Annotated in this window: 21 protein-coding genes and 1 riboswitch; of the genes, 6 read left to right on the top strand and 15 right to left on the bottom strand. The window is 62.4% G+C overall.

Features of this window, described 5'->3' with window-relative positions; genetic code table 11:
- Positions 1-82: 82 nt before the first annotated feature.
- Positions 83-2,842: a DNA polymerase I gene (gene polA / locus KO539_RS22475; protein ID WP_219311841.1), complete on the bottom strand. Its 2,760-nt coding sequence runs from the start codon at positions 2,840-2,842 to the stop codon at positions 83-85.
- Between the two features lie 292 nt (positions 2,843-3,134).
- On the opposite strand from polA, the gene KO539_RS22480 reads away from it, so the two are divergent.
- The 3 genes from KO539_RS22480 to KO539_RS22490 all read left to right on the top strand — a co-directional run bounded on the left by KO539_RS22480 (position 3,135) and on the right by KO539_RS22490 (position 5,364).
- Positions 3,135-3,530 (top strand): hypothetical protein, encoded by a 396-nt coding sequence (locus tag KO539_RS22480; protein WP_035824640.1) that lies wholly within the window; start codon positions 3,135-3,137, stop codon positions 3,528-3,530.
- 83 nt (positions 3,531-3,613) lie between these two features.
- A complete protein-coding gene (locus KO539_RS22485; RefSeq protein WP_219311843.1) occupies positions 3,614-4,570 on the top strand; it encodes a homoserine kinase in 957 nt (318 codons plus the stop codon).
- A 2-nt stretch (positions 4,571-4,572) separates the two neighbouring features.
- Positions 4,573-5,364 carry a BPSS1780 family membrane protein gene (locus KO539_RS22490; protein ID WP_219311845.1) on the top strand — a complete coding sequence of 264 codons (792 nt, stop codon included), beginning with the start codon at positions 4,573-4,575 and terminating at the stop codon, positions 5,362-5,364.
- A gap of 268 nt (positions 5,365-5,632) precedes the next feature.
- On the opposite strand, the gene KO539_RS22495 is transcribed toward KO539_RS22490, so the two are convergent.
- Positions 5,633-7,936, bottom strand: coding sequence for a UvrD-helicase domain-containing protein (locus KO539_RS22495; protein WP_034749150.1), 2,304 nt, complete (start codon positions 7,934-7,936; stop codon positions 5,633-5,635).
- A gap of 108 nt (positions 7,937-8,044) precedes the next feature.
- On the opposite strand from KO539_RS22495, the gene KO539_RS22500 reads away from it, so the two are divergent.
- Both KO539_RS22500 and KO539_RS22505 read left to right on the top strand, forming a co-directional pair.
- Positions 8,045-8,320 (top strand): hypothetical protein, encoded by a 276-nt coding sequence (locus KO539_RS22500; protein WP_219311847.1) that lies wholly within the window; start codon positions 8,045-8,047, stop codon positions 8,318-8,320.
- Entirely contained in the window at positions 8,317-8,841 is a 525-nt protein-coding gene (locus KO539_RS22505; RefSeq protein WP_219311849.1) for a GNAT family N-acetyltransferase, read from the top strand. Before KO539_RS22500 ends, KO539_RS22505 begins: the two co-directional genes overlap by 4 nt.
- A 13-nt stretch (positions 8,842-8,854) precedes the next feature.
- On the opposite strand, the gene KO539_RS22510 is transcribed toward KO539_RS22505, so the two are convergent.
- The 12 genes from KO539_RS22510 to KO539_RS22565 all read right to left on the bottom strand — a co-directional run bounded on the left by KO539_RS22510 (position 8,855) and on the right by KO539_RS22565 (position 20,164).
- Positions 8,855-9,709 (bottom strand): hypothetical protein, encoded by an 855-nt coding sequence (locus KO539_RS22510; protein WP_219311851.1) that lies wholly within the window; start codon positions 9,707-9,709, stop codon positions 8,855-8,857.
- Between the two features lie 183 nt (positions 9,710-9,892).
- Positions 9,893-10,999, bottom strand: a complete 1,107-nt coding sequence (locus tag KO539_RS22515) for an S-(hydroxymethyl)glutathione dehydrogenase/class III alcohol dehydrogenase (protein WP_152284325.1) — start codon at positions 10,997-10,999, stop codon at positions 9,893-9,895.
- 26 nt (positions 11,000-11,025) lie between these two features.
- Positions 11,026-11,658, bottom strand: coding sequence for an ANTAR domain-containing response regulator (locus KO539_RS22520; RefSeq protein WP_035824626.1), 633 nt, complete (start codon positions 11,656-11,658; stop codon positions 11,026-11,028).
- Positions 11,659-11,736: 78 nt separating this feature from the next.
- Entirely contained in the window at positions 11,737-12,348 is a 612-nt protein-coding gene (gene thiE, locus KO539_RS22525; RefSeq protein WP_219311853.1) for a thiamine phosphate synthase, read from the bottom strand.
- Between the two features lie 10 nt (positions 12,349-12,358).
- A complete protein-coding gene (locus tag KO539_RS22530) occupies positions 12,359-13,114 on the bottom strand; it encodes a hydroxymethylpyrimidine/phosphomethylpyrimidine kinase (RefSeq protein WP_219311855.1) in 756 nt (251 codons plus the stop codon).
- Between the two features lie 8 nt (positions 13,115-13,122).
- Entirely contained in the window at positions 13,123-13,914 is a 792-nt protein-coding gene (locus KO539_RS22535; RefSeq protein WP_035824622.1) for a thiazole synthase, read from the bottom strand.
- A gap of 15 nt (positions 13,915-13,929) precedes the next feature.
- Positions 13,930-14,133, bottom strand: coding sequence for a sulfur carrier protein ThiS (thiS, locus tag KO539_RS22540; protein ID WP_070222852.1), 204 nt, complete (start codon positions 14,131-14,133; stop codon positions 13,930-13,932).
- A 20-nt stretch (positions 14,134-14,153) separates the two neighbouring features.
- The gene (gene thiC / locus KO539_RS22545) at positions 14,154-16,067 is read right to left on the bottom strand and encodes a phosphomethylpyrimidine synthase ThiC (protein WP_219311857.1); all 1,914 of its coding nucleotides are present in this window, start codon (positions 16,065-16,067) and stop codon (positions 14,154-14,156) included.
- Between the two features lie 79 nt (positions 16,068-16,146).
- Positions 16,147-16,262, bottom strand: a riboswitch (TPP riboswitch).
- Positions 16,263-16,345: 83 nt separating this feature from the next.
- A complete protein-coding gene (locus tag KO539_RS22550) occupies positions 16,346-16,600 on the bottom strand; it encodes a hypothetical protein (RefSeq protein ID WP_219311859.1) in 255 nt (84 codons plus the stop codon).
- 38 nt (positions 16,601-16,638) lie between these two features.
- Positions 16,639-17,445, bottom strand: coding sequence for a response regulator (locus KO539_RS22555; protein WP_219311861.1), 807 nt, complete (start codon positions 17,443-17,445; stop codon positions 16,639-16,641).
- A 28-nt stretch (positions 17,446-17,473) separates the two neighbouring features.
- Positions 17,474-19,378 (bottom strand): ATP-binding protein, encoded by a 1,905-nt coding sequence (locus tag KO539_RS22560; RefSeq protein WP_225243761.1) that lies wholly within the window; start codon positions 19,376-19,378, stop codon positions 17,474-17,476.
- 45 nt (positions 19,379-19,423) lie between these two features.
- Complete coding sequence (locus KO539_RS22565) at positions 19,424-20,164, bottom strand: Crp/Fnr family transcriptional regulator (protein ID WP_072456773.1); 741 nt, start codon at positions 20,162-20,164, stop codon at positions 19,424-19,426.
- A 238-nt stretch (positions 20,165-20,402) separates the two neighbouring features.
- On the opposite strand from KO539_RS22565, the gene KO539_RS22570 reads away from it, so the two are divergent.
- Positions 20,403-22,487: a bifunctional diguanylate cyclase/phosphodiesterase gene (locus KO539_RS22570; protein WP_257626401.1), complete on the top strand. Its 2,085-nt coding sequence runs from the start codon at positions 20,403-20,405 to the stop codon at positions 22,485-22,487.
- Positions 22,488-22,496: 9 nt separating this feature from the next.
- Here the strand turns inward: KO539_RS22570 and KO539_RS22575 are convergent, their stop codons facing one another.
- Positions 22,497-23,546 (bottom strand): porin, encoded by a 1,050-nt coding sequence (locus KO539_RS22575; protein WP_219311864.1) that lies wholly within the window; start codon positions 23,544-23,546, stop codon positions 22,497-22,499.
- Positions 23,547-23,594: the final 48 nt, after the last annotated feature.

Consider the following 23,594-nt stretch of genomic DNA (forward strand, 5'->3'; position numbering starts at 1 on the left):
GTTTCTCCTGAAGGGTGTGTTCACAAAAAATGTCGGCTTACGCGCTGCGCGCTAAGCCGACCTACGGTCATTGCTCAATTAATCAATGCGCTTCGTCCCAATTGCGTCCTAGGCCTACCTCGGCCGTCAATGGCACCTTCAATTCGGCCACGCCGGCCATCAGTTCCGGCAACCTGCGCTTGACCAGTTCCAGTTCCGCGTCCGGCACTTCCAGCACCAGTTCATCGTGCACCTGCATGATCATTTTTGTTTGCAAGTTGTCCGTTTCCAGCCAGCCTTGCACGGCGATCATGGCCAGCTTGATCAGGTCGGCGGCCGTGCCCTGCATCGGGGCGTTGATCGCCGCCCGTTCGGCGCCCTGGCGGCGCGGGCCGTTTGGCGAATTGATTTCCGGCAGCCACAAACGGCGGCCGAACACGGTTTCCACGTAGCCGCGCGCCTTCGCTTGCTGGCGCGTGTCTTCCATGTACTGTTTCACGCCGGAAAAACGGGCGAAGTAGCGGTCGATATAGCTTTGCGCGGCCGTGCGGTCCACGCCCAGGTTGCCCGCCAGACCGAATGCGCTCATGCCGTAGATCAAGCCGAAATTGATGACCTTGGCGTAGCGGCGCTGTTCGCTCTGCACTTCCGCGGCTTGCACGCCAAAGATCTCGGCGGCCGTGGCACGGTGAATGTCGATGCCGTCGGCAAACGCGCGCAGCATGGCTTCATCGCCCGAGATATGCGCCATGATGCGCAATTCGATCTGCGAATAGTCGGCCGAAACGATGTGGCTGCCGGGCGGCGCAATAAACGCTTCACGGATGCGGCGGCCTTCCGCGCTGCGGATGGGAATATTCTGCAAGTTCGGGTCGTTCGACGCCAATCGCCCCGTCACGGCCACGGCTTGCGCATAGTTCGTATGCACCCTGCCCGTCGTGACATTGATCATCTTCGGCAATTTATCCGTATAGGTCGACTTCAGCTTGGCCATGCCGCGGTATTCGAGCAGCACTTTGGGCAATGGATAATCCTCGGCCAGCTTTTGCAGCACTTCTTCATCCGTCGATGGCGCACCCGTCGGGGTTTTCTTGACCACCGGCAGTTTCAGCTTTTCAAAGAAGATTTCGCCGATCTGCTTGGGCGAACCGAGGTTGAACGGCTGCTCGGCCAGCTCATACGCCTTCTTTTCCAGCTCGAGAATTTTCACGGCCAGCTCGGCCGACTGGATGTTGAGCAATTCATCATCGATCAGCACACCGTTGCGCTCGATCTTTTGCAAGACCACGGCCGTCGGCATCTCGATCTTTTCATAGATGAAGGTCAGTTTTTCATCGTTCGCCACATTGCCCCACATGGCATTGTGCAGGCGCAAGGTGACGTCCGCATCCTCGGCAGCGTATTTCGCCGCCTGCTCCACTTCCACCTGGTTGAAGGTGATCTGCTTGGCGCCCTTGCCGCACACATCCTCGAACGGAATCGTCGTGTAGTTCAGGTGGCGCAGCGCCAGACTGTCCATGTCGTGCTTCTTGTGCGACTCGAACACATACGATTCAAGCAAGGTATCGTGGGCGATGCCGCGCAGGGTCACGCCATGGTTGGCGAAGATGTGGCTGTCATACTTGAGGTTCTGGCCCAGCTTGGGCTTGTTTGCATCTTCCAGCCACGGGCGCAGTTTCGCCAGCACGTGTTCGCGCGTCAATTGTTCCGGCGCGCCCGCGTAATCGTGGGCCAGCGGAATGTAGCAGGCGGCGTGCTCTGCCACCGAGAGGGAAATGCCGACCATTTGCGCCGTCATCGGTTCCAGCGAGGTGGTTTCCGTGTCGACAGCCGTCAGGGCAGCCGCATCGATCAGGGCGATCCATTTGTCCAGCTGCTCATCCGTCAGCACGGTTTCATACACGGCCTCGACTGCTGGCGCGGCATCGGCAAACATGTCGCCCGTCGTGTTGGCAGCAGCGCCGCCGGCAACAGGTGCACCGACTGGCGACATCGGCGGCGGCGTGGCGCCCAGTTCGCGCAGCAGGGCCTTGAAGCCGTAGCGGTTGAAGAAGGCCAGCAGCGCTTCCTTGTCTTCGTGTTTCGCCACCAGCGAATCGGCGATGGTCGTCATGTGCCCGGACAAATCGCAATCGGTCTTGACGGTGATCAAGGCACGCGCCTGCGGCAGCCATGGCAGGGCCGTGCGCAGGTTTTCCCCGACGGCGCCGCCCACACTGGCCGCGTTTTCCATCACGCCTTCCAGACTGTCGTACAAGGTCAGCCATTTGACGGCCGTCTTCGGGCCGCATTTCGACACGCCCGGCACGTTGTCGACCGTATCGCCGATCAGCGACAGGTAATCGATGATGCGGTTCGGCGGCACGCCGAATTTGACCAGCACGGCCGCTTCGTCGAGCTTTTCATTGCTCATGGTATTGATCAGGGTGACCTGGCTGTTGACCAGCTGCGCCAGATCCTTGTCGCCAGTCGACACCACCACGTTCATGCCGGCGGCCGCCGCCTGCACGGCCAAAGTCCCAATCACGTCGTCCGCTTCCACGCCGTCGACCATCAAAATTGGCCAGCCCATGGCGCGCACGGCTTCGTGGATCGGTTCGATCTGCAATCGCAGGTCGTCCGGCATCGAGGCGCGCGTGGCCTTGTATTCGGGATACATGTCGTCGCGGAAAGTTTTACCTTTGGCATCGAACACGCAGGCGATGTAAGCGGCCGGGAAATCGGCGCGCAGGCGGCGCAGCATGTTGACCATGCCGTGCATGGCGCCCGTGGGATAGCCATCCGGGCTGCGCAGGTCGGGCAGCGCATGGAAGGCACGATAAAGGTAACTGGAACCGTCGACTAACAGCAGGGTGTTTTGCATAATGCCAATAAAATAAGGTGAGCCGCGCCAGCCGGGAAGACACAGCGGCGGACGGGCGGAATATCGCACAATTATCGCAGAGTTTAGGGCCACGCCACCGGCCGCCACGCGTGCCGTTCCTGGTGTTTTTGCCACCCTGGCGGCCCCGTGCGGGCGCGCGGGCGGCCACTGCGGGCCATTTCGCCTCATTTAAACAGCATTGCCTACCAGTTTGTTACAATGCCTTATAGATAAATTGACGGCATTACACCACTGCACGCGCTGCAGTCCCACACATGGAAGCGAACCCATCATGATGCGTACATCGACACTCTGGACATTCCTCGCCCTGCCCCTGCTGGCATGTTCGGCCCTTGCCAGCGCCCAGACGCCGGCCAAACCGAGCGACGCGCCACCCCAGCTCGAACGTATCGAGGAAATGGGCGAAGCACCGATCACCGTGGCGCCAGCGGCGGCCAAGCAGCAGATCACCGAAAAACGCGAAGCGGGCGTGACGTCCGAAGTGAAAGTGACGAGCGGCGGCAGCACGTATTACATGAAGCCGGCCGCTGGCGCCGACCAGGCGCACGGCGGCGCCCTGCGCGGCCCGCAATGGAAAGTGCTGGAGTTTGACCTGGGCAAGAAGAAACAGAAACAACGCGACGAAGAGGCAGCGGACGCGCCAGCGCCGCCCGCACCAGCGAAGTAAGCAGCCACTCTCTTCTGCCCTGCCCCGGCCATCTGCGGGGCAGCCGGCTTTTTTTGACCTTTTAGACCATTCCCCTCTTTCCCATGGCAGTTTTTACCGCGCTACACCTGGACGATATCGGCCAGTGGATCACGCAATTTCCACTCGGCAAACCTCTGGCGCTCAAGGGCATCGCGTCCGGCATCGAAAACAGCAATTTCTTCCTGAGCACGGAGCGCGGCGAGTATGTGCTGACGATCTTTGAAAACCTCAGCTTCGAGCAATTGCCGTTCTATCTGCAACTGATGCGCCATTTGGCGGACCGGGGCGTGCTGGTACCGGCGCCGATCGCCAATGCCGATGGCGAACTGGTGACGGCCCTGCAAGGCAAGCCGGCCGCCATCGTCAGCAAACTCGACGGCAGCTCGCAGATGGCGCCGCAAGCCGTGCATTGCGCGGCTGTCGGCGCCATGCTGGCGAAGATGCACCTGGCGGCGCAGGGCTTCCCCCTGCAACAGCCGAATCTGCGTGGCCTGGACTGGTGGAACACCACCACGCCGCTGGTCTTGCACCACCTCGACGATGCCAAGGCGCATCTGCTGCGCGCGGAAATCCATTTCCAGGACGCCTTTGCTGCCTGCGATACGTATAAAGCCATCCCGCGCGGTCCCGTGCATGCCGACTTGTTCCGCAACAACGTTATGTTTGACGGCGAGCAACTGACGGGCTTTTTCGACTTTTACTTTGCCGGCTGCGACACGTGGCTGTTCGACGTGGCCGTCACCGTCAACGACTGGTGCGTGGATCTGGCCACGGGCGTGCTCGACACGGCAAGAGTGCGCGCCCTGCTCGACGCCTACCAGGCCGTGCGCCCGTTTACGCAGGAAGAACAAACGGCATGGCAACCGATGCTGCGCGCCGCCGCGCTGCGCTTCTGGCTGTCGCGCCTGTACGATTATTACCAGCCGCGCGAAGCGGAAATGCTGACCCCGCACGATCCGGCGCATTTCGAACGCATTCTGCGCGAACGTATCGCCACACCTGCTCCGGAACTGTTTTAAACATGGAAAAATTACCTGCAAGTACAGGTTGGCAATGGGTAAAACAAGGCTTCGCCCTGTTTCGCAAGCAACCTGGCGGCATGTCGATGCTGTTTCTCGGCTATATGTTCTGCATGCTGGCCGTCAGTATCGTGCCCGTGCTCGGCCAATTGCTGCCCGTCATCCTCGTCCCCGTCTTTTCCGTCGCCTTCGTGCAAGGCTGCCTGAATATCGACCAGGGCAAGCGCGTCCTGCCCAGCCTCTTGATCTCGGGCTTCCGCAAGCCGGCTTTTCCTTCCCTGTTCGGCCTGGGCGTGCTGTATATCCTGATGGCCATCGTCGCCATCGGCGCCTCGACCCTGGTCGATGATGGCTTGCTGTGGAAACTGGTCACCGGGCAACTGACGGAAGAAGCGGCACGCGCCGCCATCCCCGAATCGCGCCTGGGCCTGGGCATCCTGCTGGCCATCGTGCTGTACGTGCCGGCCGCCATGGCCTTCTGCTTTGCCGCGCCGCTGATCTACTGGAAACAAGTCAGCCTGGGCAAGGCCCTGTTCTTCAGCTTTTTCGCCGTCTGGCGCTCGCTGTCGGCCTTCATCGTCTTCGCCGCCACCTGGTTCGCCATCAGCATCGTCACCAGCCAGTTGCTGGCCATCATCTTTGGCCGCACGCAGCTGATGATGCAACTGATGATGCCGCTGTCGATGATCTTGACCATCATCATGCATTGCTCGTTCTACGCCGCCTACCGCCAGATCTTCGGCCTCCCCGTCGATGAGAGCAAGACGGTGTCGCTGGACAAGACCGGCGAATGATCGTCGGCCAGATGTAAAAAGGGGCAGCCTGCGCAGGCTGCCCCTTTTTTATTTTCCGAATGCCTTGCAATGCCACACGTAGGTCGGATTAGCCGAAGGCGTAATCCGACACCATTGTTGGCCTCGCAGCGTCGGATTACGCGGCGTTCCGCCGCTAATCCGACCTACGCGACCGGCAATGTTTCTTCCAGTAGGTCAGATTAGCGGGGCCGAAGGCCACGCGTAATCCGACAACATTGTTAGCGCCCGCAGTGGTATCGGGTTACCTTCACAGCCGTTCCAGCTTCGCAATCCCCAGGTCCAGCACCTTCATGCCGTGCTGTCCGAAATTGATCTGCGCGCGCGCATTGCCGCCGCCGCCTTCGATGTTGACGATCACGCCTTCGCCGAACTTGGCGTGCGCCACGGATTCACCGATGCGCCAGCCGCCGCCCGTGGCTTTTTGCGCGATTTTTTGCGCAATCGCATTGTCCGACCCCAGGCTGGCCACACGCGGTGCCTCGTCCCAAGCCGACTTGCGGTTGCCGAACCAGTTCGCCTGCACCTTCGGCGACAGCCATTTCAGCGATTCTTCCGGCAATTCATCAAAGAAACGCGACTTCATGTTGTAGCGCGTCTGGCCGTGCAGCATGCGCGTCTGCGAAAAGCTCATGTACAGCCGCTTGCGCGCGCGCGTGATCGCCACGTACATCAGCCGGCGTTCTTCTTCCACGCCGTTGTCTTCCTTCGAACTGCTTTCGTGCGGGAACAGGCCCTCTTCCAGGCCCGTGATGAACACGTTGTCGAATTCCAGGCCCTTGGCCGAGTGCACCGTCATCATCTGCAGCGCATCCTGACCCGCCTGCGCCTGGTTGTCACCCGCTTCCAGCGACGCATGCGATAAAAACGCGGAGAGCGGCGACATCACGGCCGGCAGCGGTGCGTCCGCGTCCAGGATTTCAATGCCATCCTGATTCACGACGGGCGCGCCCGACTGCGCCTGGGCCGCTGGCCCCAGGTGCGCCGGTGCGCCCTGACCAAAACCTTCCTCGGAAATGAACTGGCTGGCCGCGCTGACCATCTGCTCCAGATTTTCGATGCGGTCGGCGCCTTCCTTTTCGTTCTGGTAATGCTGCAGCAAGGTACTCGCTTCCAGCACCACTCTGACCATTTCCGGCAGAGACAATTGCTGCGTTTCAAAGCGCACGCCTTCGATCAATTTCACGAAGCCGGCCAGCACGCTGCCCGCCTTGCCCGCCACATACGGCACGGAGGCGTACAGCGAAATGCCGTACTGTTCCGACGCGGCCTGCAATTGCTCGATCGAGCGCATGCCGATGCCGCGCGTGGGGAAGTTCACCACGCGCAAGAAGGCCGAATCGTTGTGCGGATTGTCCATCAACTGCAAATAGGCAATCGCGTGCTTGACCTCGGCGCGCTGGAAGTAGCGCTGGCCGCCATACACGTGATATGGAATCGCGGCCGAAAACAGCGCATGCTCGATCACGCGCGACTGCGCATTCGAACGGTACAGAATCGCAATTTCGCTGCGCGAAGCGCCATCGGCGATCAGGCTTTTCGCCTCTTCGATGATCCACTGCGCTTCCTGCAGGTCGGAACTGGCTTCATACACGCGCACCTGCTCGCCATGGCCCGCGTCCGTGCGCAGATTCTTGCCCAGGCGCTTGCTGTTGTTCGCGATCAGCACGTTGGCACTGTCGAGGATGTGGCCGTGCGAGCGGTAGTTCTGCTCGAGCTTGATCAAGTTCTTGACCTGGAACTCGTGCTCGAAGGCGCTCATATTGCCCACGTTGGCGCCACGGAAGGCGTAGATGCTCTGGTCATCGTCGCCGACGGCAAACAGGGCGCCGCCATCGCGGCTGCCGTGGCCAGCCAGCAATTTGAGCCAGTTGTATTGCAGGTTGTTCGTATCCTGGAACTCGTCCACGAGGATGTGGCGGAAACGCGCCTGGTAGTGTTCGCGCAGCGGCTGGTTGCGGCTCAGTAATTCATACGTGCGCAGCAGCAATTCAGCAAAATCGACGACGCCTTCGCGCTGGCACTGGTCGTCGTACAACTGGTACAGCTCGACCATCTTGCGCTCGTGCGCGTCGTAGGCTTCCACGTCCGTGGCGCGCAAGCCCTGGTCCTTGGCGTTGTTGATGAAATACATCACCGTCTTCGGCGGGAATTTTTCATCATCGATGTTGTTTGCCTTCAACAAGCGCTTGATCACCGACAATTGATCCTGCGAGTCGAGAATCTGGAACGTTTGCGGCAAGGCCGCGTCGCGGTAATGCGTGCGCAGCAAGCGGTTGCACAGGCCGTGGAAGGTGCCGATCCACATGCCGCGCGTATTGATCGGCAGCATGGCCGACAGGCGCGTGAGCATTTCCTTGGCGGCTTTATTGGTAAACGTCACGGCCAGGATGCCGGGCGGCGATACCTGCTGGGTCTGGATCAGCCACGCGATGCGGGTGGTCAGCACGCGGGTCTTGCCAGAACCGGCGCCAGCCAGGATCAGCGCATGCTGCGCCGGCAAGGTGACGGCAGCCAATTGTTCGGGATTGAGGTTGTGAAGAAGATTTTGCATCCCGTGATTATACCGGCATGGCTAAAAATACTGTGCATTTGTCCAGCGGTCGCGGCATTTTACCCACGCGCGCTACAATCGCCATCCCGACACAGCGGCCTGTATCCCATGACACCACCCACCCACCTCGACGACGCCCGCGTACTGGCCTGGGCCTGGTCCGACCTGCCCTTCGGCCATGTCGCCAGTGAAGATGGCGCCGCCCCCACCGCCATCCACGGCCTGGCCGTGTGCCGCTACGGGGACGAAGCGCAAGTCTACCGTTTCAGCTGCGACGCGCAGTGGGAAACCGTGCAGGATGACGTGTATGCCAGCGAGGACGACGCCAGGGAGCGGTTGCCGGCGCAATACCGCGCCGTGGCCGCCACCTGGAACACGCCATGAGCAACACCATCCGCGCGGCCACCCGCGCCGACCTGCCGTTGCTGGCCCAGGTCGAACGCAGCGCCGCAATCCTGTTTGCCCAGGCCGGCCCCGAACTGGCCTGGCTGGCGCATGGTGAACCCTTGCCACTGGAGACCTTGCAGGCGCTGCAGCAGGATGGCGGCGTGTGGGTGGCCGCCGATGGGCAGGATGCGCCAGCGGGTTTCCTGGCCTCCCAGCCGCTCGACGGCCAGTTGTTCATCGTGGAATTGTCCGTTGCACTGGCGCAGCAACGGCAGGGACTGGGCGCGCGCCTGCTCGACGCGGCGGCGGCCCATGCCCGGGCGCTGGGCTGCGCCTGCCTGACACTGAGCACATATCGCCACCTGCCATGGAACGCGCCCTACTATGCGCGCCATGGCTTCAGCGAAATCGAGGCCGTGGCGCTGGGCGCTGGGCATGCGCTCAAGCTGGCGCGAGAAGCGCAGGACGGGCACGATCCGGCGCTGCGCTGCCTGATGCGCAATCCACTGGCCCGCTGATTCGGCACAGCACTCAGCGCACCAGCTTTGCCTTGCCTTCGCTGAGCGCCTGGGCGATCACCTGGCGCGTGGTCTTGTCGGCGATCTTGACGACTTTTTCCTGCTGGCGGCCCAGGTCGCCCATTTGCTTGCCCAGCGCTTCCATCGGCTTGCTGCGTTGCTCCATCTGGCGCGACATCTGCTCCACTTTCTCGGCCTCGCGCTCGTGCACGTCGGCGATGCGGTCGTTGATCTCTTCCATCTCTTCCTGTGCATCTTCCATCTGCTGCTGCAGGCGCTCCACGTCGCGCTCGGCCGCGCGGCGCGCCGTGTCGCTCGTTGCCAGCGCCTGGCGGCGCGAGGCGTCGCCAAGCTTGCGGCCCAGTTCCTGCTGCTGGCGGCCCAGCACACGCAACTGCTCCGACTCGCGTGCGCTGCCTTTTTCCAGGCTGCGGGCACCCATCTTGCGGCCCATTTCGCCCATGGCCTTGCCATGCGCACCCATTTGATCGCCGAGCGCGCTCATCTCCTTGCCGAGCTGTCTCGAGGGCTGCCATGCCGTGCGCACCTTGCCCAGCAAGGCCGCGTCCTGCAGCACATAGGCCTGGCCCTGGTCGCGGAACCACAGGAATGGCCCCTTGATCGAGCGCTTGAGCTTTTCCACCTGCTGCGAGTGAATATCGCTGTCGACGACGATGACACCCTCGCTATCCGTGGCGCCATCGACCAGCGCATAGCTTTCGCCCTTGTCGATCGAACGGCTGACCTGCACGCTGGGTGCGGCTGGCGGGGCCGGTGGCGTGGGAGGCTGCGGCGGCTGCACGGCCAGCGCGCTGCCGCCAAGCAGGATACCGGCCAGGCTGAGGATCAAACGGTGGGAAGTGGACATGGCTGCCTCGTCGCAAAAGTAGTGGAGCATTGACTTTAGCGGCGGGTGGAGCACGGCTCCAGCGCGATGCGACAGGCTGCAAAAAGACCTGCCTGGATGGCAAACATGGACGATGGATGGAACGCGGGGCAAAAAAACGGAGGCCGCAGCCTCCGCAAAACGCCGTGGTACGGCGTATTTATATTAATACAACACAACGGAACGGATCGACTCACCGCTCTTCATCAGGTCGAAACCCTGGTTGATATCGTCGAGCTTCAAACGGTGCGTGATCAAATCGTCGATATTGAGCTTGCCTTCCATATACCAGTCGACGATCTTCGGCACGTCCGTGCGGCCGCGCGCGCCGCCGAAAGCGGAACCTTTCCACACGCGCCCCGTCACCAGCTGGAATGGACGGGTGGAAATTTCCTGGCCGGCCGCCGCCACGCCGATGATGATGGACTGGCCCCAGCCCTTGTGGCAGCACTCGAGCGACTGGCGCATGGTGGTGGTGTTGCCGATGCATTCAAACGAATAGTCGGCGCCGCCGTCCGTCAGCTGCACAATGGTGTCGACCACGTTTTCCACCTCGTTGGCGTTGACGAAATGCGTCATGCCGAACTTGCGCGCGATTTCCTGGCGCGCCGGGTTGATGTCGACGCCGATAATCTTGTCCGCGCCGACCATCTTGGCCGCCTGGATCACGTTCAAGCCGATGCCGCCCAGGCCGAACACAACCACATTGGCGCCCGCCTCGACCTTGGCCGTAAACAGCACGGCGCCCACGCCGGTGGTGACGCCACAGCCGATGTAGCAAACCTTGTCGAAGGGCGCGTCTTCGCGGATCTTGGCCAGGGCAATTTCCGGCACGACGATGTAGTTCGAGAAAGTCGAGGTGCCCATGTAGTGGAAGATGGGTTTACCGTCGATGGAGAAACGCGAGGTCGCGTCCGGCATCAGGCCGCGGCCCTGGGTCGAGCGGATCGACTGGCACAAGTTGGTTTTTTGCGACAGGCAGAATTTGCACTGGCGGCATTCCGGCGTGTACAGGGGGATGACGTGATCATCCTTTTTCAGGCTTTTCACGCCCGGCCCCACGTCGACGACGATGCCGGCCCCTTCATGGCCGAGGATCGATGGGAAGATCCCTTCCGGATCGGCGCCCGACAGGGTGTAGTAATCGGTATGGCAAATGCCGGTGGCCTTGATTTCGACCAGTACTTCGCCCTCGCGCGGGCCGGCCAGGTCGACTTCTTCGATCGTCAAAGGCGCGCCCGCCTTCCATGCAATCGCTGCTTTGGTTTTCATGTGTGTCCTGTGTATGGTTGAAACGTTTACTTGGCTTTCGCGCGGTTGAGGAAGGCGCCGTGCAGGCCGTTCAGGGTTTCCTCGGCCAGCAACAGCTGGCTGGCGATTTCATTGATCTTGCGGCGGCTGGAACGGGCGTGGTCGCGCAGCACTTCGAAGGCCGTGTTGCGGTCCGTCTGGAACTTGCCCATCAAGAGGCCCACGGCCAGACTCGTTTCGCGGCCGGCGGCCAGCGCCGCGTTCAGGTTCAGCTCGGTGCGGCGCAGCTGGCGGATTTCATCGGCACGCGCCAGGCCCGCTTCGAACGCGGGCATCAAGCGGGCTTCATCGACGGGTTTCACCACGTAACCGACGGCGCCGTAGGCGGCCGCCTGCTTGCCCGATTCGCTGTCGCCGCTGCCGGACAGGAACATGAATGGCACGGCCGTTTCGCCATGCAGGCGCTTGGCCAGTTCCAGGCCGGACATGCCCGGCATGTGGATGTCGAGCAAGGCCAGATCCGGCTCGCGCTGGGCGATCAGCTGCAACGCCACTTCGGCCGAATGGGCCAGGGCCGTCTCGTAGCCGGCATGGCGCAGGACTTCGCCGAGGAATTCCAACAGGAGCTGGTCATCGTCAACGATCAGGATAAGGCGTTTCGCGGCGGCTGGCTGACTCATGGGTGGGGGACCTCGGTAATGAATGATGCTCATATTATATGCCGATTACTGCCCCAAACCAGCCCTGCACGCCCATGCTCATGCCGCAAACAATTGATTGAATTGCTGCACCGCAATATCCACATCGTCCGCTTGATAGACGCTAGTGATGGCCGCCACCATGTCGGCGCCGCGCGCGGCCAGCGGCGCCGCGTTCTCCGGCGTCATGCCGCCGATCACCACGCAGGGCAAGGCGATCTCGCGCTTGGCCTGCAGCACGATGTCGAGCGGAGTCGTCACCGGATACTTTTTCACCAGCGACGGATAAAAGCCGCCGAAGGCCACGTAGCTGGCGCCGCCGGCCTCAGCCGTCCTTGCCAGGGCCATGTCGCCATAGCACGAGGCGCCGACGATTTTGTCCTTGCCCAGGCGCGCGCGCACCTGCGCCACGGACGCATCCGTGCCGCCCACGTGCACGCCGTCCGCGTCGAGCTCTTCGCACAGCTCGATAAAATCATTGATGATGAAAGGCACGCCATACTTGCGGGCCAGCGCCAGCAAGGCGCCTGCCTGTTCGCGCCGCTGCTCCGCCTCGGCGCTCTTGTGGCGGTATTGCAGCAGGGCCACGCCTTCCTGCAAGGCTTGCTCGCTCACGTCGAGCAGGCGGTCGGTGTCGTCCCAGTTCGGGGTGACCAGATACAGTCCACGCATGATGTTTTCCTTATTGAATGAATCGTTGCGGCATGAGTTGACCTGGCGCAATCGCATACGCGCCAGCCAGGGCCGCATGGCAGTAGCGTTGCGCGCCATCGAGCGCCTCGGGCAATGCCTGGCCCAATGCCAGGCGCGCCGCGATGGCGGACGCCAAAGTGCAGCCGCTGCCGTGAAATTCGCCGGGAAGACGGGGCCAGCGCCACTCGCGCTCCCTGCCCTCACCATCGACCCAGCGGTTGACGATCGTCTCGCCATCGCCATGGCCGCCCGTCATCAGCACGTTCCGACAGCCTTGCGTGCGCAGGTTTTCTGCGCCACCGAGGGCCAGCGCTTCCGGCCCGTTCGGTACGATGACGGTCGTCACCGGCAGCAAGGGCGCCAGCGCCAGCACGGCGTCGTCCCGGCTCAGCACGTCGCCATGGCCGCTGGCCAACACGGGGTCGAGCACGACAGGCAAGCCTGGGCGGGCCAGCCGCATTTGCGCGATCAGCTGCGCAATGACGGCTGCATTCGCGGCGCTGCCGGGGATGCCGATCTTCACGGCGTGAATGGCCATCTTGTCGATCAGGGCCAGCGCCTGCCGGCGCAATAGCTCCGGCACCACCGCCTGCACGCCAAAAACCCTGTCGTTGTCCTGCACCGTCAAGGCCGTGATGACGGGCAAGGCATGCGCGCCCTGCGCGGCAATGGCCACGATATCGGCGGCGATGCCGGCGCCGCCCGACGGGTCGGCACCGGCAAACACCAGCACAGTGACACGCATCGGCGCCATCACGCCAGGCGGCCCGCCATCGGCGACGATGGCGAGGCGGCAAACTTGCGCGGCATGCGGCCCGCCAGAAATGCTTCGCGACCTGCCCGCACGGCCAGCTTCATCGCACGCGCCATGCGCACGGGGTCGCGCGCGCCGGCAATGGCTGTATTCATCAGCACGCCATCGCAACCGAGTTCCATGGCAATGGCCGCATCGGACGCCGTGCCCACGCCGGCATCGACGAGCACGGGCACTTTCGCCTGGTCGATGATCAGCGACAAGTTCCACGGATTCAAGATGCCCATGCCCGAGCCGATCAGGGAGGCCAGCGGCATGACGGCCACGCAGCCGATGTCTTCCAGTATCTTCGCCTGGATGGGGTCGTCGCTGCAGTAGACCATCACGTCAAAGCCATCCTTGACCAGCGCTTCGGCCGCAATCAACGTTTCCGGCATGTGCGGAAACAGCGTCTTTTCATCACCGAGTACTTCCAGCTTCACCAGATTGCGCCCGCCCAGGAGCTCGCGCGCCAGTTGCAGGGTGTAGACGGCATCTTTGGCGTTGTAGCAGCCGGCCGTGTTCGGCAAAATCGTGTACTGGTCCGGCGGCACGAAGTCCAGCAGGCTGGGCGCGTTCGGGTCTTGCCCGATATTCACCCTGCGGATCGCCACCGTGATGATCTGCGCCTCGGCCGCATCCGTCGCTTCGCGCGTCTGCGGCAAATCCTTGTACTTGCCGCTGCCGACCAGCAAGCGCGATTGATACTGTTTTCCTGCGATGGTCAGCAGGTCGTTGTTATTACTGTTCATTGCTTTTTCCTTAGTTCAGCCGCCGCCGATGGCGCGGACTATTTCCACTTGGTCCTGGGTTTGCAAGACCTGCCCCGGCCACGCCTTGCGCGGCACGACATTGCGGTTGACGGCCAGCGCCAGCGCCTGGTTTTCCAGCGACAGCGCGGCGATCAATTGATCGAGGGTTTGTCCCGGCGGCACCTGGTGCGGTGCGCCGTTGAGCGTGATGGATATCAATGCAGGCATCACGCTCTCCTTCAGACCTTGCGGTACAGCTCGGCGCCGTTCTTGATGAATTCGATGGCCTTGATTTCCATCCCCTGCTTGAGCGCCTTGTCTTCCGCGATGCCCATGCCGGCCGCGTATTCGCGCACTTCCTGCGTGATCTTCATGGAGCAGAAATGCGGGCCGCACATGGAGCAGAAATGCGCCACCTTGGCCGAATCCTTGGGCAGGGTTTCATCGTGGAATTCGCGCGCCTTGTCCGGGTCCAGGCCGATGTTGAACTGGTCATCCCAGCGAAATTCAAAGCGTGCTTTCGACAGGGCGTTGTCGCGGATTTGCGCGCCCGGATGGCCCTTGGCCAGGTCGGCCGCGTGCGCCGCAATCTTGTAGGTGATGATGCCGTCTTTCACATCGGCCTTGTTGGGCAGGCCCAGGTGTTCCTTCGGCGTCACGTAGCACAGCATGGCCGTGCCGTACCAGCCGATCATGGCCGCGCCGATGCCCGAGGTGATGTGGTCGTAGCCGGGCGCGATATCGGTCGTCAACGGTCCCAGGGTGTAGAACGGTGCTTCGCCGCACTGTTCCAGCTGCAAGTCCATGTTTTCCTTGATCAACTGCATCGGCACGTGGCCCGGGCCTTCGATCATCACTTGCACGTCGTGCTTCCACGCAACTTGCGTCAGCTCACCCAGGGTTTTCAGTTCGCCCAGCTGCGCCTCGTCGTTGGCGTCATAGATGGAGCCGGGACGCAAGCCGTCGCCCAGCGAGAACGACACGTCATACGCCTTCATGATTTCGCAAATCTCTTCGAAATGCGTGTACAGGAACGATTCCTGGTGGTGCGCCAGGCACCATTTCGCCATGATGGAGCCGCCGCGCGACACGATGCCCGTCAGGCGCTTGGCCGTCATCGGCACATAGCGCAGCAGCACGCCCGCGTGGATGGTGAAGTAGTCGACGCCCTGCTCGGCCTGCTCGATGAGGGTGTCGCGGAAGATTTCCCAAGTTAAATCTTCGGCCTTGCCATTGACCTTTTCCAGCGCCTGGTAAATCGGCACGGTGCCGATGGGCACGGGGCTGTTGCGCACGATCCATTCGCGCGTTTCGTGGATGTGCTTGCCGGTGGACAGGTCCATCACGTTGTCGCCGCCCCAGCGGATGGCCCAGGTCATCTTTTCCACTTCCTCGCCGATCGACGAGGTGACGGCGGAATTGCCGATATTCGCGTTGATTTTCACCAGGAAATTGCGGCCGATAATCATCGGCTCGACTTCCGGGTGATTGATGTTGGCAGGGATGATGGCGCGGCCGCGGGCGATTTCCTCGCGCACGAATTCCGGCGTGATTTCCGCCGGGATGCTGGCGCCGAACGACTGGCCCGGATGCTGGCGGCCCATCAGGTCGGCCAGGCGCTCGCCCATGGGGCCGGAAGCTTTCAGCTCGCGCAAATATTCCTGGCGGCGCATGTTTTCGCGGATGGCGACGAATTCCATTTCCGGCGTGATGATGCCGCGCCTCGCGTAATGCATTTGCGTCACGTTCTTGCCGGCAATGGCGCGGCGCGGCTTGCGGTGCAAATTAAAACGCAGCTCGGCCAGTTTCGGATCCGCCAGGCGGGCGATGCCGTAGTCGGAGGTCGGGCCGGGCAATTCTTCCGTGTCGGCACGTTCGACGATCCACGGCAGGCGCGGCGTATCGAGGCCCGAGCGGATGTCGATCTGCACGTCCGGGTCCGTGTACGGGCCGGACGTGTCATACACGTAGATCGGCGGATTCTTTTCGCCGCCGAACGACGCTTCCGTGTCGGACTGGCTGATCTCGCGCATGGGCACGCGGATGTCGGGACGGCTGCCTTCAACATAGATCTTGCGCGAATTGGGCAGCGGCGCGATGGCGGCTTCGTCGACCGTGGCGGTGGCGGAGAGGAATTTCGGGTTGGCGTTCATTTTGGCTCCTTGGCTAGACTATTTTTAAGCCTGGAGCCAGCTAAGGAGGTTCGGAATTACGCACGCGGAAAGGCGGGGTGCGTTCATCCTAAAGCTTCCCTTCGCTGGCATTATCCAGATCAGGTTCGGAGGGTATTTCTCACCCGCGCTTGCACCGTGTTTCCACAGCGAAAGGCAGGACCCCTAGCGTTTGCCGCCTTGCGGCAGCGAGCCAATTATACGCGGTTCACGCCGCGCGGCCAGATGATTTCTTGCAGGTGTCGTCTTTGTACATCGCGCTACTTCTTCTTGCCCCAGCGCCAGCTGGTCGGTTCACCCTTCAGCTGGCAGATGAAAATGAGCGCGGCAACGATGGCCACTTCATAGACGATATAGCCCACCAGCATGGTTTGCGGCGGGAACAGGAAGGCGCCGCAGGCGAACAGCGCCAGCGCGCTCAAAAAGACCAGCCAGCCCTGCCACGTGATGGGCAATCCCCAGCCCCAGCCATAGGTCTTGGCGGGGAACCAGTAGGAGGAAGATTTGTCAGTCATGATTTTTCCTGGTCAGTATCGATAGCACCCAGTATAAATCAGGCAATGCGATGGCGCTCCGTGACATCGAGGCCGATGCCGCGGTAGCCAATGAAGCGGCTACCCGTGTCGAACATCGGTTCGCCGCTGACCTGCAGATACTGCGTGCTGCCGTCGAGGTTGGCGCGGCTGTAAATGAAATCGAGAAACGGTTCGCGTGCGGCGATTTTTGCATCGAGCAAGGCCCGCTCGGCCGCGTTCCAGCGCTGCGGCTCTTCTTCGCTGCCAATGCCCAGCATTTCAGCCACGGGGCCGGAAAAACGCGTCAGGTTGCCCTGCGCATCCTGTTCCCAGTACCAGTCGGACGACAGCTCCGTGAAGCGCTGGAAGCGCGCTTCGCTTTCGCGCAGCTCCGCCGTGCGCTCTTCCACCATCTGTTCCAGCGACTTGTTGTATTCGGCCAGCTTCTGGTACAGCAGGCGCACTTCCAGCATGTTGTGGATGCGCGTTTTGACTTCCACCAGGTCGAACGGTTTGCTGACGAAATCCTTGGCGCCCGCTTGCAGCGCGCGCAACTTGTGGCCCGGCTGGGCCGTGATCACCAGCACGGGCAGATAGCTGCCCGCCTCGATGTCGCGCAAGCCTTCCATGACTTCAAAACCATCCATTTCCGGCATTTGCAAGTCGAGCAGGATCAGGTCGTAGCGGTGCTGCTGGTGCAGCGCGTGCACGGCTTGCGGGTCCATGGTGGAGGTGATGCGCGTATAACCGGCATTGCGCAGCACCTGTTCCAGCAGCATGACGTTCGCCTCCTGGTCATCGACGATGAGAATGCTGGCGTTCAGAATCTCGGTGGCTTGAAGCATGGCGGTATTCCTAAAAATAAATGCTGAATTAGCGTACTGCGTGAATGTCGTCGGCCAGGCCATGCGCGGCCGCATGGTGCAGGGCCACGTCGAGCGCATCCATGAATTCGACGACCTTGATCGGCTTGGTCAGGTAGCGGAAGAAGCCCGCTTCCAGGCCCTTCTCGATGTCGCGCGGCACGGCGTTGGCCGACAGGGCCATCACGGGAATATGGCTCGTGAGCGGGTCGTCGTGCAGGATGTGCAGGGCGCCAAAGCCGCTGATGCCGGGCAGGTTGATGTCCATCAGGATCACGTCCGGCTGATACGTGCGCGCCAGGTCGATGCCCAGGTGCGCATCGATGGCCGTGAGCAATTTCAAATCGCTGCGGCGGGCGATCAATTGCTCCACCAGCGCCAGATTGGCGGGATTGTCTTCCACGTACAGCAAGGTACGCTGGCTTTCCTGCGGCTCCTGCACCTGCGGCAGCGCATCGCCGTCGCCCAGCACCAGGGCCGGCGCGCTGCTGGCGGCCAGCTCGAACCAGAACGTGGTGCCCACGCCGACCGTGCTGTCGACGCCGATGGTGCCGCCCATCAATTCGACCAACTGCTTGGTGACGACGAGGCCGATGCCCGTGCCCTCTTCCGTGCTGTTTTCCTGTCCCAGGCGATTGAAGGGCTGGAACAGCTGGGCCACCTGGCCCGCATCGAGGCCGGCGCCACTGTCGCGCACGCTGACGCGCACCTTGCCAGCACGCTGGCTGCAGTCGACGGTGACGGCGCCGCCGCTCTGGTTGTACTTGATGGCGTTCGACAACAGGTTGACCATCACCTGTTTCACGCGCGTGCGGTCCGCATGCACATAAAAGGCCTGGCCGCAGCGGGGGAATTGCATGCGGATGCCGCGCTTTTCCGCCTGCGGCGCGATCATCGCCTGGCAATCCTGCAACACGTCAAGCAAGGACATCGCTTCCTGCGACAAGGTGACCTTGCCCGATTCGATCATGGCCAGGTCGAGAATTTCATTGATCAAACGCAAGAGATACCAGCCGCCCTTGAGGATCTGTTCGATCGAGCGCTGCTGCGGCACGGTGGGTGGCGGCACATCGGACGCCATCAGCTGCGCAAAGCCCAGCACGGCATTGAGCGGCGTGCGCAATTCGTGGCTCATGCTCGACAAGAATTCGGACTTGGCACGGTTGGCCTTTTCCGCCACCAGGCGCGCCTTCTTCAGCTCCGCATTGTTGGTCTCGACCAGCGAGCGCGTGTACGCCTGCTGTTCGCGCAGACGCTGGTCCAGCAAGGCTTGCTCCGCCTCGACCTGCTTGCGTGCCGTATTGTCCGTGCCGATCAGCAGATAACCGATGACCTTGTTCTGCACGTCGCGCAAGGCCGTCACGGAGACGATGGCGGGGAAACGGCTGCCATCCTTGCGGATATACGTCAATTCGTAGATGTCTTCGATGCCACGCGTGGCCTTGAACACGAGCGCTTCCACGCCGGGCGTGATGACCCTGTCGAGTTCGGCACTGAGGGCGGCCGCGCGCGCGACAATTTCTTGCGCGTCGGAAATGCCAGCCGGCGTCAGCTTGTCGACCACGTCGCTCGCTTCATAGCCGAGCATGCGTTCGGCGCCCACGTTGAAAATCTGGATCACGCCCTGCGCATCGGTGGCGATGCACGAGAAATTGGCGCTATTGAAAATCGCATCCTGCAAGGCGCCCGCCTTGAGCAGCTGGCGCGGCAGGCTGGCCGCCAGGGTGCGCCGGTACAGCGCCACGAGCAGCATCAGCAGCAAAAAGACCAGCGCATCGATGACGCAGGCCGTTTCGAACGGCGCGCGCCAGGCCAGCAGGCCGATGGCCAGCAGCACGATGGCGCTGAACGAAAACGCCAGCGCCATGGGCCAGCGCGACGATGCGCGCGGGGGAGTGTTTTCAACAGATTGCATGGGGTAGCCTGGGCTGTGACAACGATAAGAGAAAGGATGCGGTGTTCAAAGCGCCTGGCGCTGGCGCACGTCCGACAGCAGGCGCGTGAATTCCTTTTTGACCACGCCATAGCATTCGCACACATGGCCTTCGAGGCCGGCGCGGTCCAGCACGGAGATATGGCCGCGACGGTAGCTGATGAAGCCGCGCGTCTGCAAACGCCCGGCCGCTTCCGTCACGCCTTCACGGCGCACACCCAGCATGTTGGCGATGAGTTCCTGCGTCATGGTCAGCTCGCGGTTCGGCAGGCGGTCCATGGTCAGCAGCAGCCAGCGGCACAATTGTTGCTCCACCGTATGGTGGCGGTTGCACACGGCCGTCTGCGACATTTGCGTGATCAGCGCTTGCGTATAACGCAGCAGCAAGCGCATGACGGGACCGGCGCGGTCGAATTCTTCCATCAGCAAATGCGCCTTCAGCCGGTAGCCGACGCCGCCCGTCTGCACGACGGCGCGGCTCGGCGTCGAGTTGCCGCCCATGAACAGCGACACGCCCACGACGCCTTCATTGCCGACGCCGGCAATTTCCGACGAGCCGCCGTTTTCCAGCAGATAGTGAATGGAAACGATGGCCGTGGTGGGGAAATACACATGCTGCAGCTTGTCACCCGAATCGTAGATCACGTCACCGAGCAGCATGGAGACTTGCTCCAGGTGGGGGGCCAGGCGCGCGAAATCGGCGTCGAGCATGGCGGCGAGCAAATGGTTTTGATTCGGGTTGTGCAGCTGGGCATGCGGACTCGACATGGGCAGTTTTCCTGGTTTCCAGTCGTCAGCTAGGGGATAGATAAAAAACGTCCGAACGAGGGGCGCCATATGCCGGAGCGTAACACAGCGCCTGCACAGTACCACCACTATATTTCTTGCTGGTATGGCGGTCTGTTCGGCAGCGAACGGACGGTCAGGTACCCCGCGCCCTACAGTCAGTCACTGCCAGGGCTGCCGGATCACGGATCGGCGCCGGCGCTGCTTACCGGACGCCATCATGCAATCATTTTTCAAACGTATCTCCATTTCCGTTTCCACCTCGGCCCTGATCACCCTGGCGGTCGGCCTTTGCCTGACGGGCCTGTGCTATGCCTCGGCGCGCCAGATCGAGTCGGAAAGCACCCGGCTGCTGCTGCAGTACCATGCCAGCGGACACACCTTGGGCGCCGCCCTGCTGCCGGCCAAAGGCATGGGCCTGGACGCCAACCATCGCGGCTCGCTGTATGTACTGCTGGGTGGATTGCTGTCGAGCCTGCTGGCGGCTGCGTATGTATATCAGTTGGTGTCGCGCAATTCCGTGATTGCCCGCATCACGGGCGAACGCACGGCGGCGCTGCAGTTTGCCAATTTGCGCCTGTCCGAAGACATCGCCGCGCGCATGCACAATGAAAAGTCGCTGCGTTTGCGCGAACGCATCATCGAAGTGTCGGCCAATGCCATCATCCTGTGCAGCGCCGACGCGCCAGGCTACCTGATCGAGTACGTCAACCCCGCCTTCGAGCGCATCACCGGTTATGCGGCCAGCGAAGTCATCGGCCAGCGCCTGGAAGACTTGCAAGGCCCCGAACAGGGACGGCAAGACATGCACGCCATTACGGCGGCCCTGCGCGAACAGCGCGAAGGCAAGGCCATCGTGCGCAACTTCCGCAAGGATGGCAGTTGCTACTGGAGCGAACTGTTCGTCGCGCCCGTGCGCGACGATGGCGATGGCCCCGTCAGCCACTTTGTCGTGGCGCAATACGACATCAGCAGCGTCATGCGTTTCGAACAGGAACTGGAATTCCAGGCCCGGCACGATATCCTGACGGGCCTGGCCAACCGGGCCCTGCTGCGCGAACGGCTGGAGCAGGCGATGGCCGTGACGCGGCGCAGCGGCCTGCCCCTGTGGGTGGTGTTCATCGACCTCGACCGCTTTAAATTCGTCAACGATACCCTGGGCCATGATGCGGGCGACCTGGTGCTGAAAAGCGTGGCCGAGCGCCTGCGCGATGCGACGCGCGAAGTCGACACGGTGGCGCGCCTGGGCGGTGATGAATTCGTGCTGCTGCTGCCCCAGCATGGCAATGGCGAACCGGGCGCGGCCATCCTGCAGCGCATCCTGGACGCAGTGGCGCAGCCGCTGCAACTGGGTGAATATGAATTTTTTCTCAGCTGCTGCATGGGCGTGGCCGTGTATCCCGACGATGGCCAGAATGCCGACACCCTGATCAAGCACGCCGACATCGCCATGTACCGCGCCAAGGAACAGGGACGGGGCCACTGGCAATTCTATGCCTCGAGCATGAATGCGGGCACCCTGGAACGGCTGGGACTGGAGAGCGAGTTGCGCCACGCCCTGGAGCGGGGGCAATTCCACCTCGAATACCAGCCCCAGCTGGACCTGGCCAGCGGCGAAGTGGTGGGCATGGAAGCGCTGCTGCGCTGGCAACATCCGCAGCTGGGACGCATTCCACCCGCCAGCTTCATCGGCCTGGCCGAGGAAATGGGTTTGATCACGCCCATCGGCGACTGGGTGCTGCGCACGGCATGCGCGCAGGCGCGCGCCTGGCAACTGGCCGGCCATGGCCCGCTGCGCCTGGCCGTCAACCTGTCGGCGCGGCAATTCAAGCAAAAGAACCTGCTGCACGCGGTGGCGCAGGCGCTGGCGGAAACGGGACTTGCCGCAGCCCACCTGGAACTGGAATTGACGGAAAGCATGGTCATGCATGACGTGGAGCAAGCCACGGCCATCATGGCCAACCTGAAGGCGCTGGGCGTGCAACTGTCCATCGATGACTTCGGCACAGGCTATTCCAGCCTGGCCTACCTGCGCCACTTCCCCATCGACGTATTGAAAATCGACAAAACTTTCGTCAGCGACATCACGCACAGCGACGATGACGCGGCCATCGTGCGCGCCATCATTTCGCTGGCGCACAGCTTGCGCCTGAAAGTCATCGCCGAAGGCGTGGAAACGGCGCAGCAACTGGCCTTCCTGCGCCAGCACGGCTGCGACCAGATGCAGGGTTACCTGTTCAGCCGACCGCTGGCCGCCGCCGCCTTCGAAACATTGTTGCGCGAAGGCAGCATGCTGCCCGCTTAGCACAAAGGTTTAAAACGCGTGGCGCAGGCCGACGTTGAAGGCGCGGTTGCCGCTGCCCACTTCGGTGGCATTGCCCACCATGTAGGCGGCGTCGTTGCGGTTGCGGATATGCGCGTAGGCAACATACACCTTGCTACGCTTGGACAGAGCATACGTGGCGCCGATGGCCAGTTGCTGCGCGTCGCGGTTGGCCGCATCGCGGTCATCCTTGTGGACGTACGAGGCGAGCAAGGTCGTCGCGCCGAGCGGCACGGACACGCCGACGATAGCGTCGCGGCTGTCGCTGGACTGGGCCGGCGCCTGCGCCGCGCCGTACGGGTTTTCCGCAAAGAACATGCTGCTGCCATCGCCCGTGTTGCGGCCATAACCGGCAAACGCCGTGGCCACGCCGAAGTTGTAATTGCCGGCCAGAATGGTGTTGTTCACGTCGGCCTTGCCGGGTTCGCCGGCACGGCTCTGGCGCGCCAGGCGCAAGGTCAATGGACCGTTGACGTAGCCGAGGGCCAGGCCCAGCGAACGCTGGTCCGCCGCAATCGCCGTGTGTTCGCCGGCACCATACATGACGGTGGCCGTCACGCCGCGCCATTCCGGCGAGGTATAGCGCACGGTATTGTCGATGCGCGTGGCCGAATAGCCGGCCAGGTTGGTCGCCGCGCCAGCCAGGCCGCCTTCGAATGGATCGGCCACGTCGGTCAGCGCCTGGCTTTGCAGGTTGTACTGGCGACCCACGGTCAGCATGCCCAGCGGGCTGTTGAGGCCGACAAACGCCTGGCGGCCGAACAATTGCCCCGCCTGGTCGGAGCGGCCCGTGTCGCTCAGGACGCCCGCTTCCAGGGTGAACACGGCTTGCAAGCCATTGCCCAGGGATTCCGTGCCGCGCAAGCCCAGGCGCGAGCCGGCCGACACGCCGCTGGTGAGTTTGCTGACGCCGCCTTCCTGCACCAGGCCAGCGTCCATCAAGCCATACACATCAACGGATGATTGGGCGTGGGCCGCAGGCAAGGCGCCCACGGTGGCAATGGTCGAAACGAGGCCGACGGTGATCGAGATTTTTTTCATGCTGGTTTCCTTGTCAAGGCAAAACCGGGAAAGCGCGCGGCCATGGCG

Origin of the sequence: Janthinobacterium sp. NKUCC06_STL, from assembly GCF_019345455.1 — a bacterium.
Classification (GTDB): Bacteria; Pseudomonadota; Gammaproteobacteria; order Burkholderiales; family Burkholderiaceae_D; genus Janthinobacterium; species Janthinobacterium rivuli.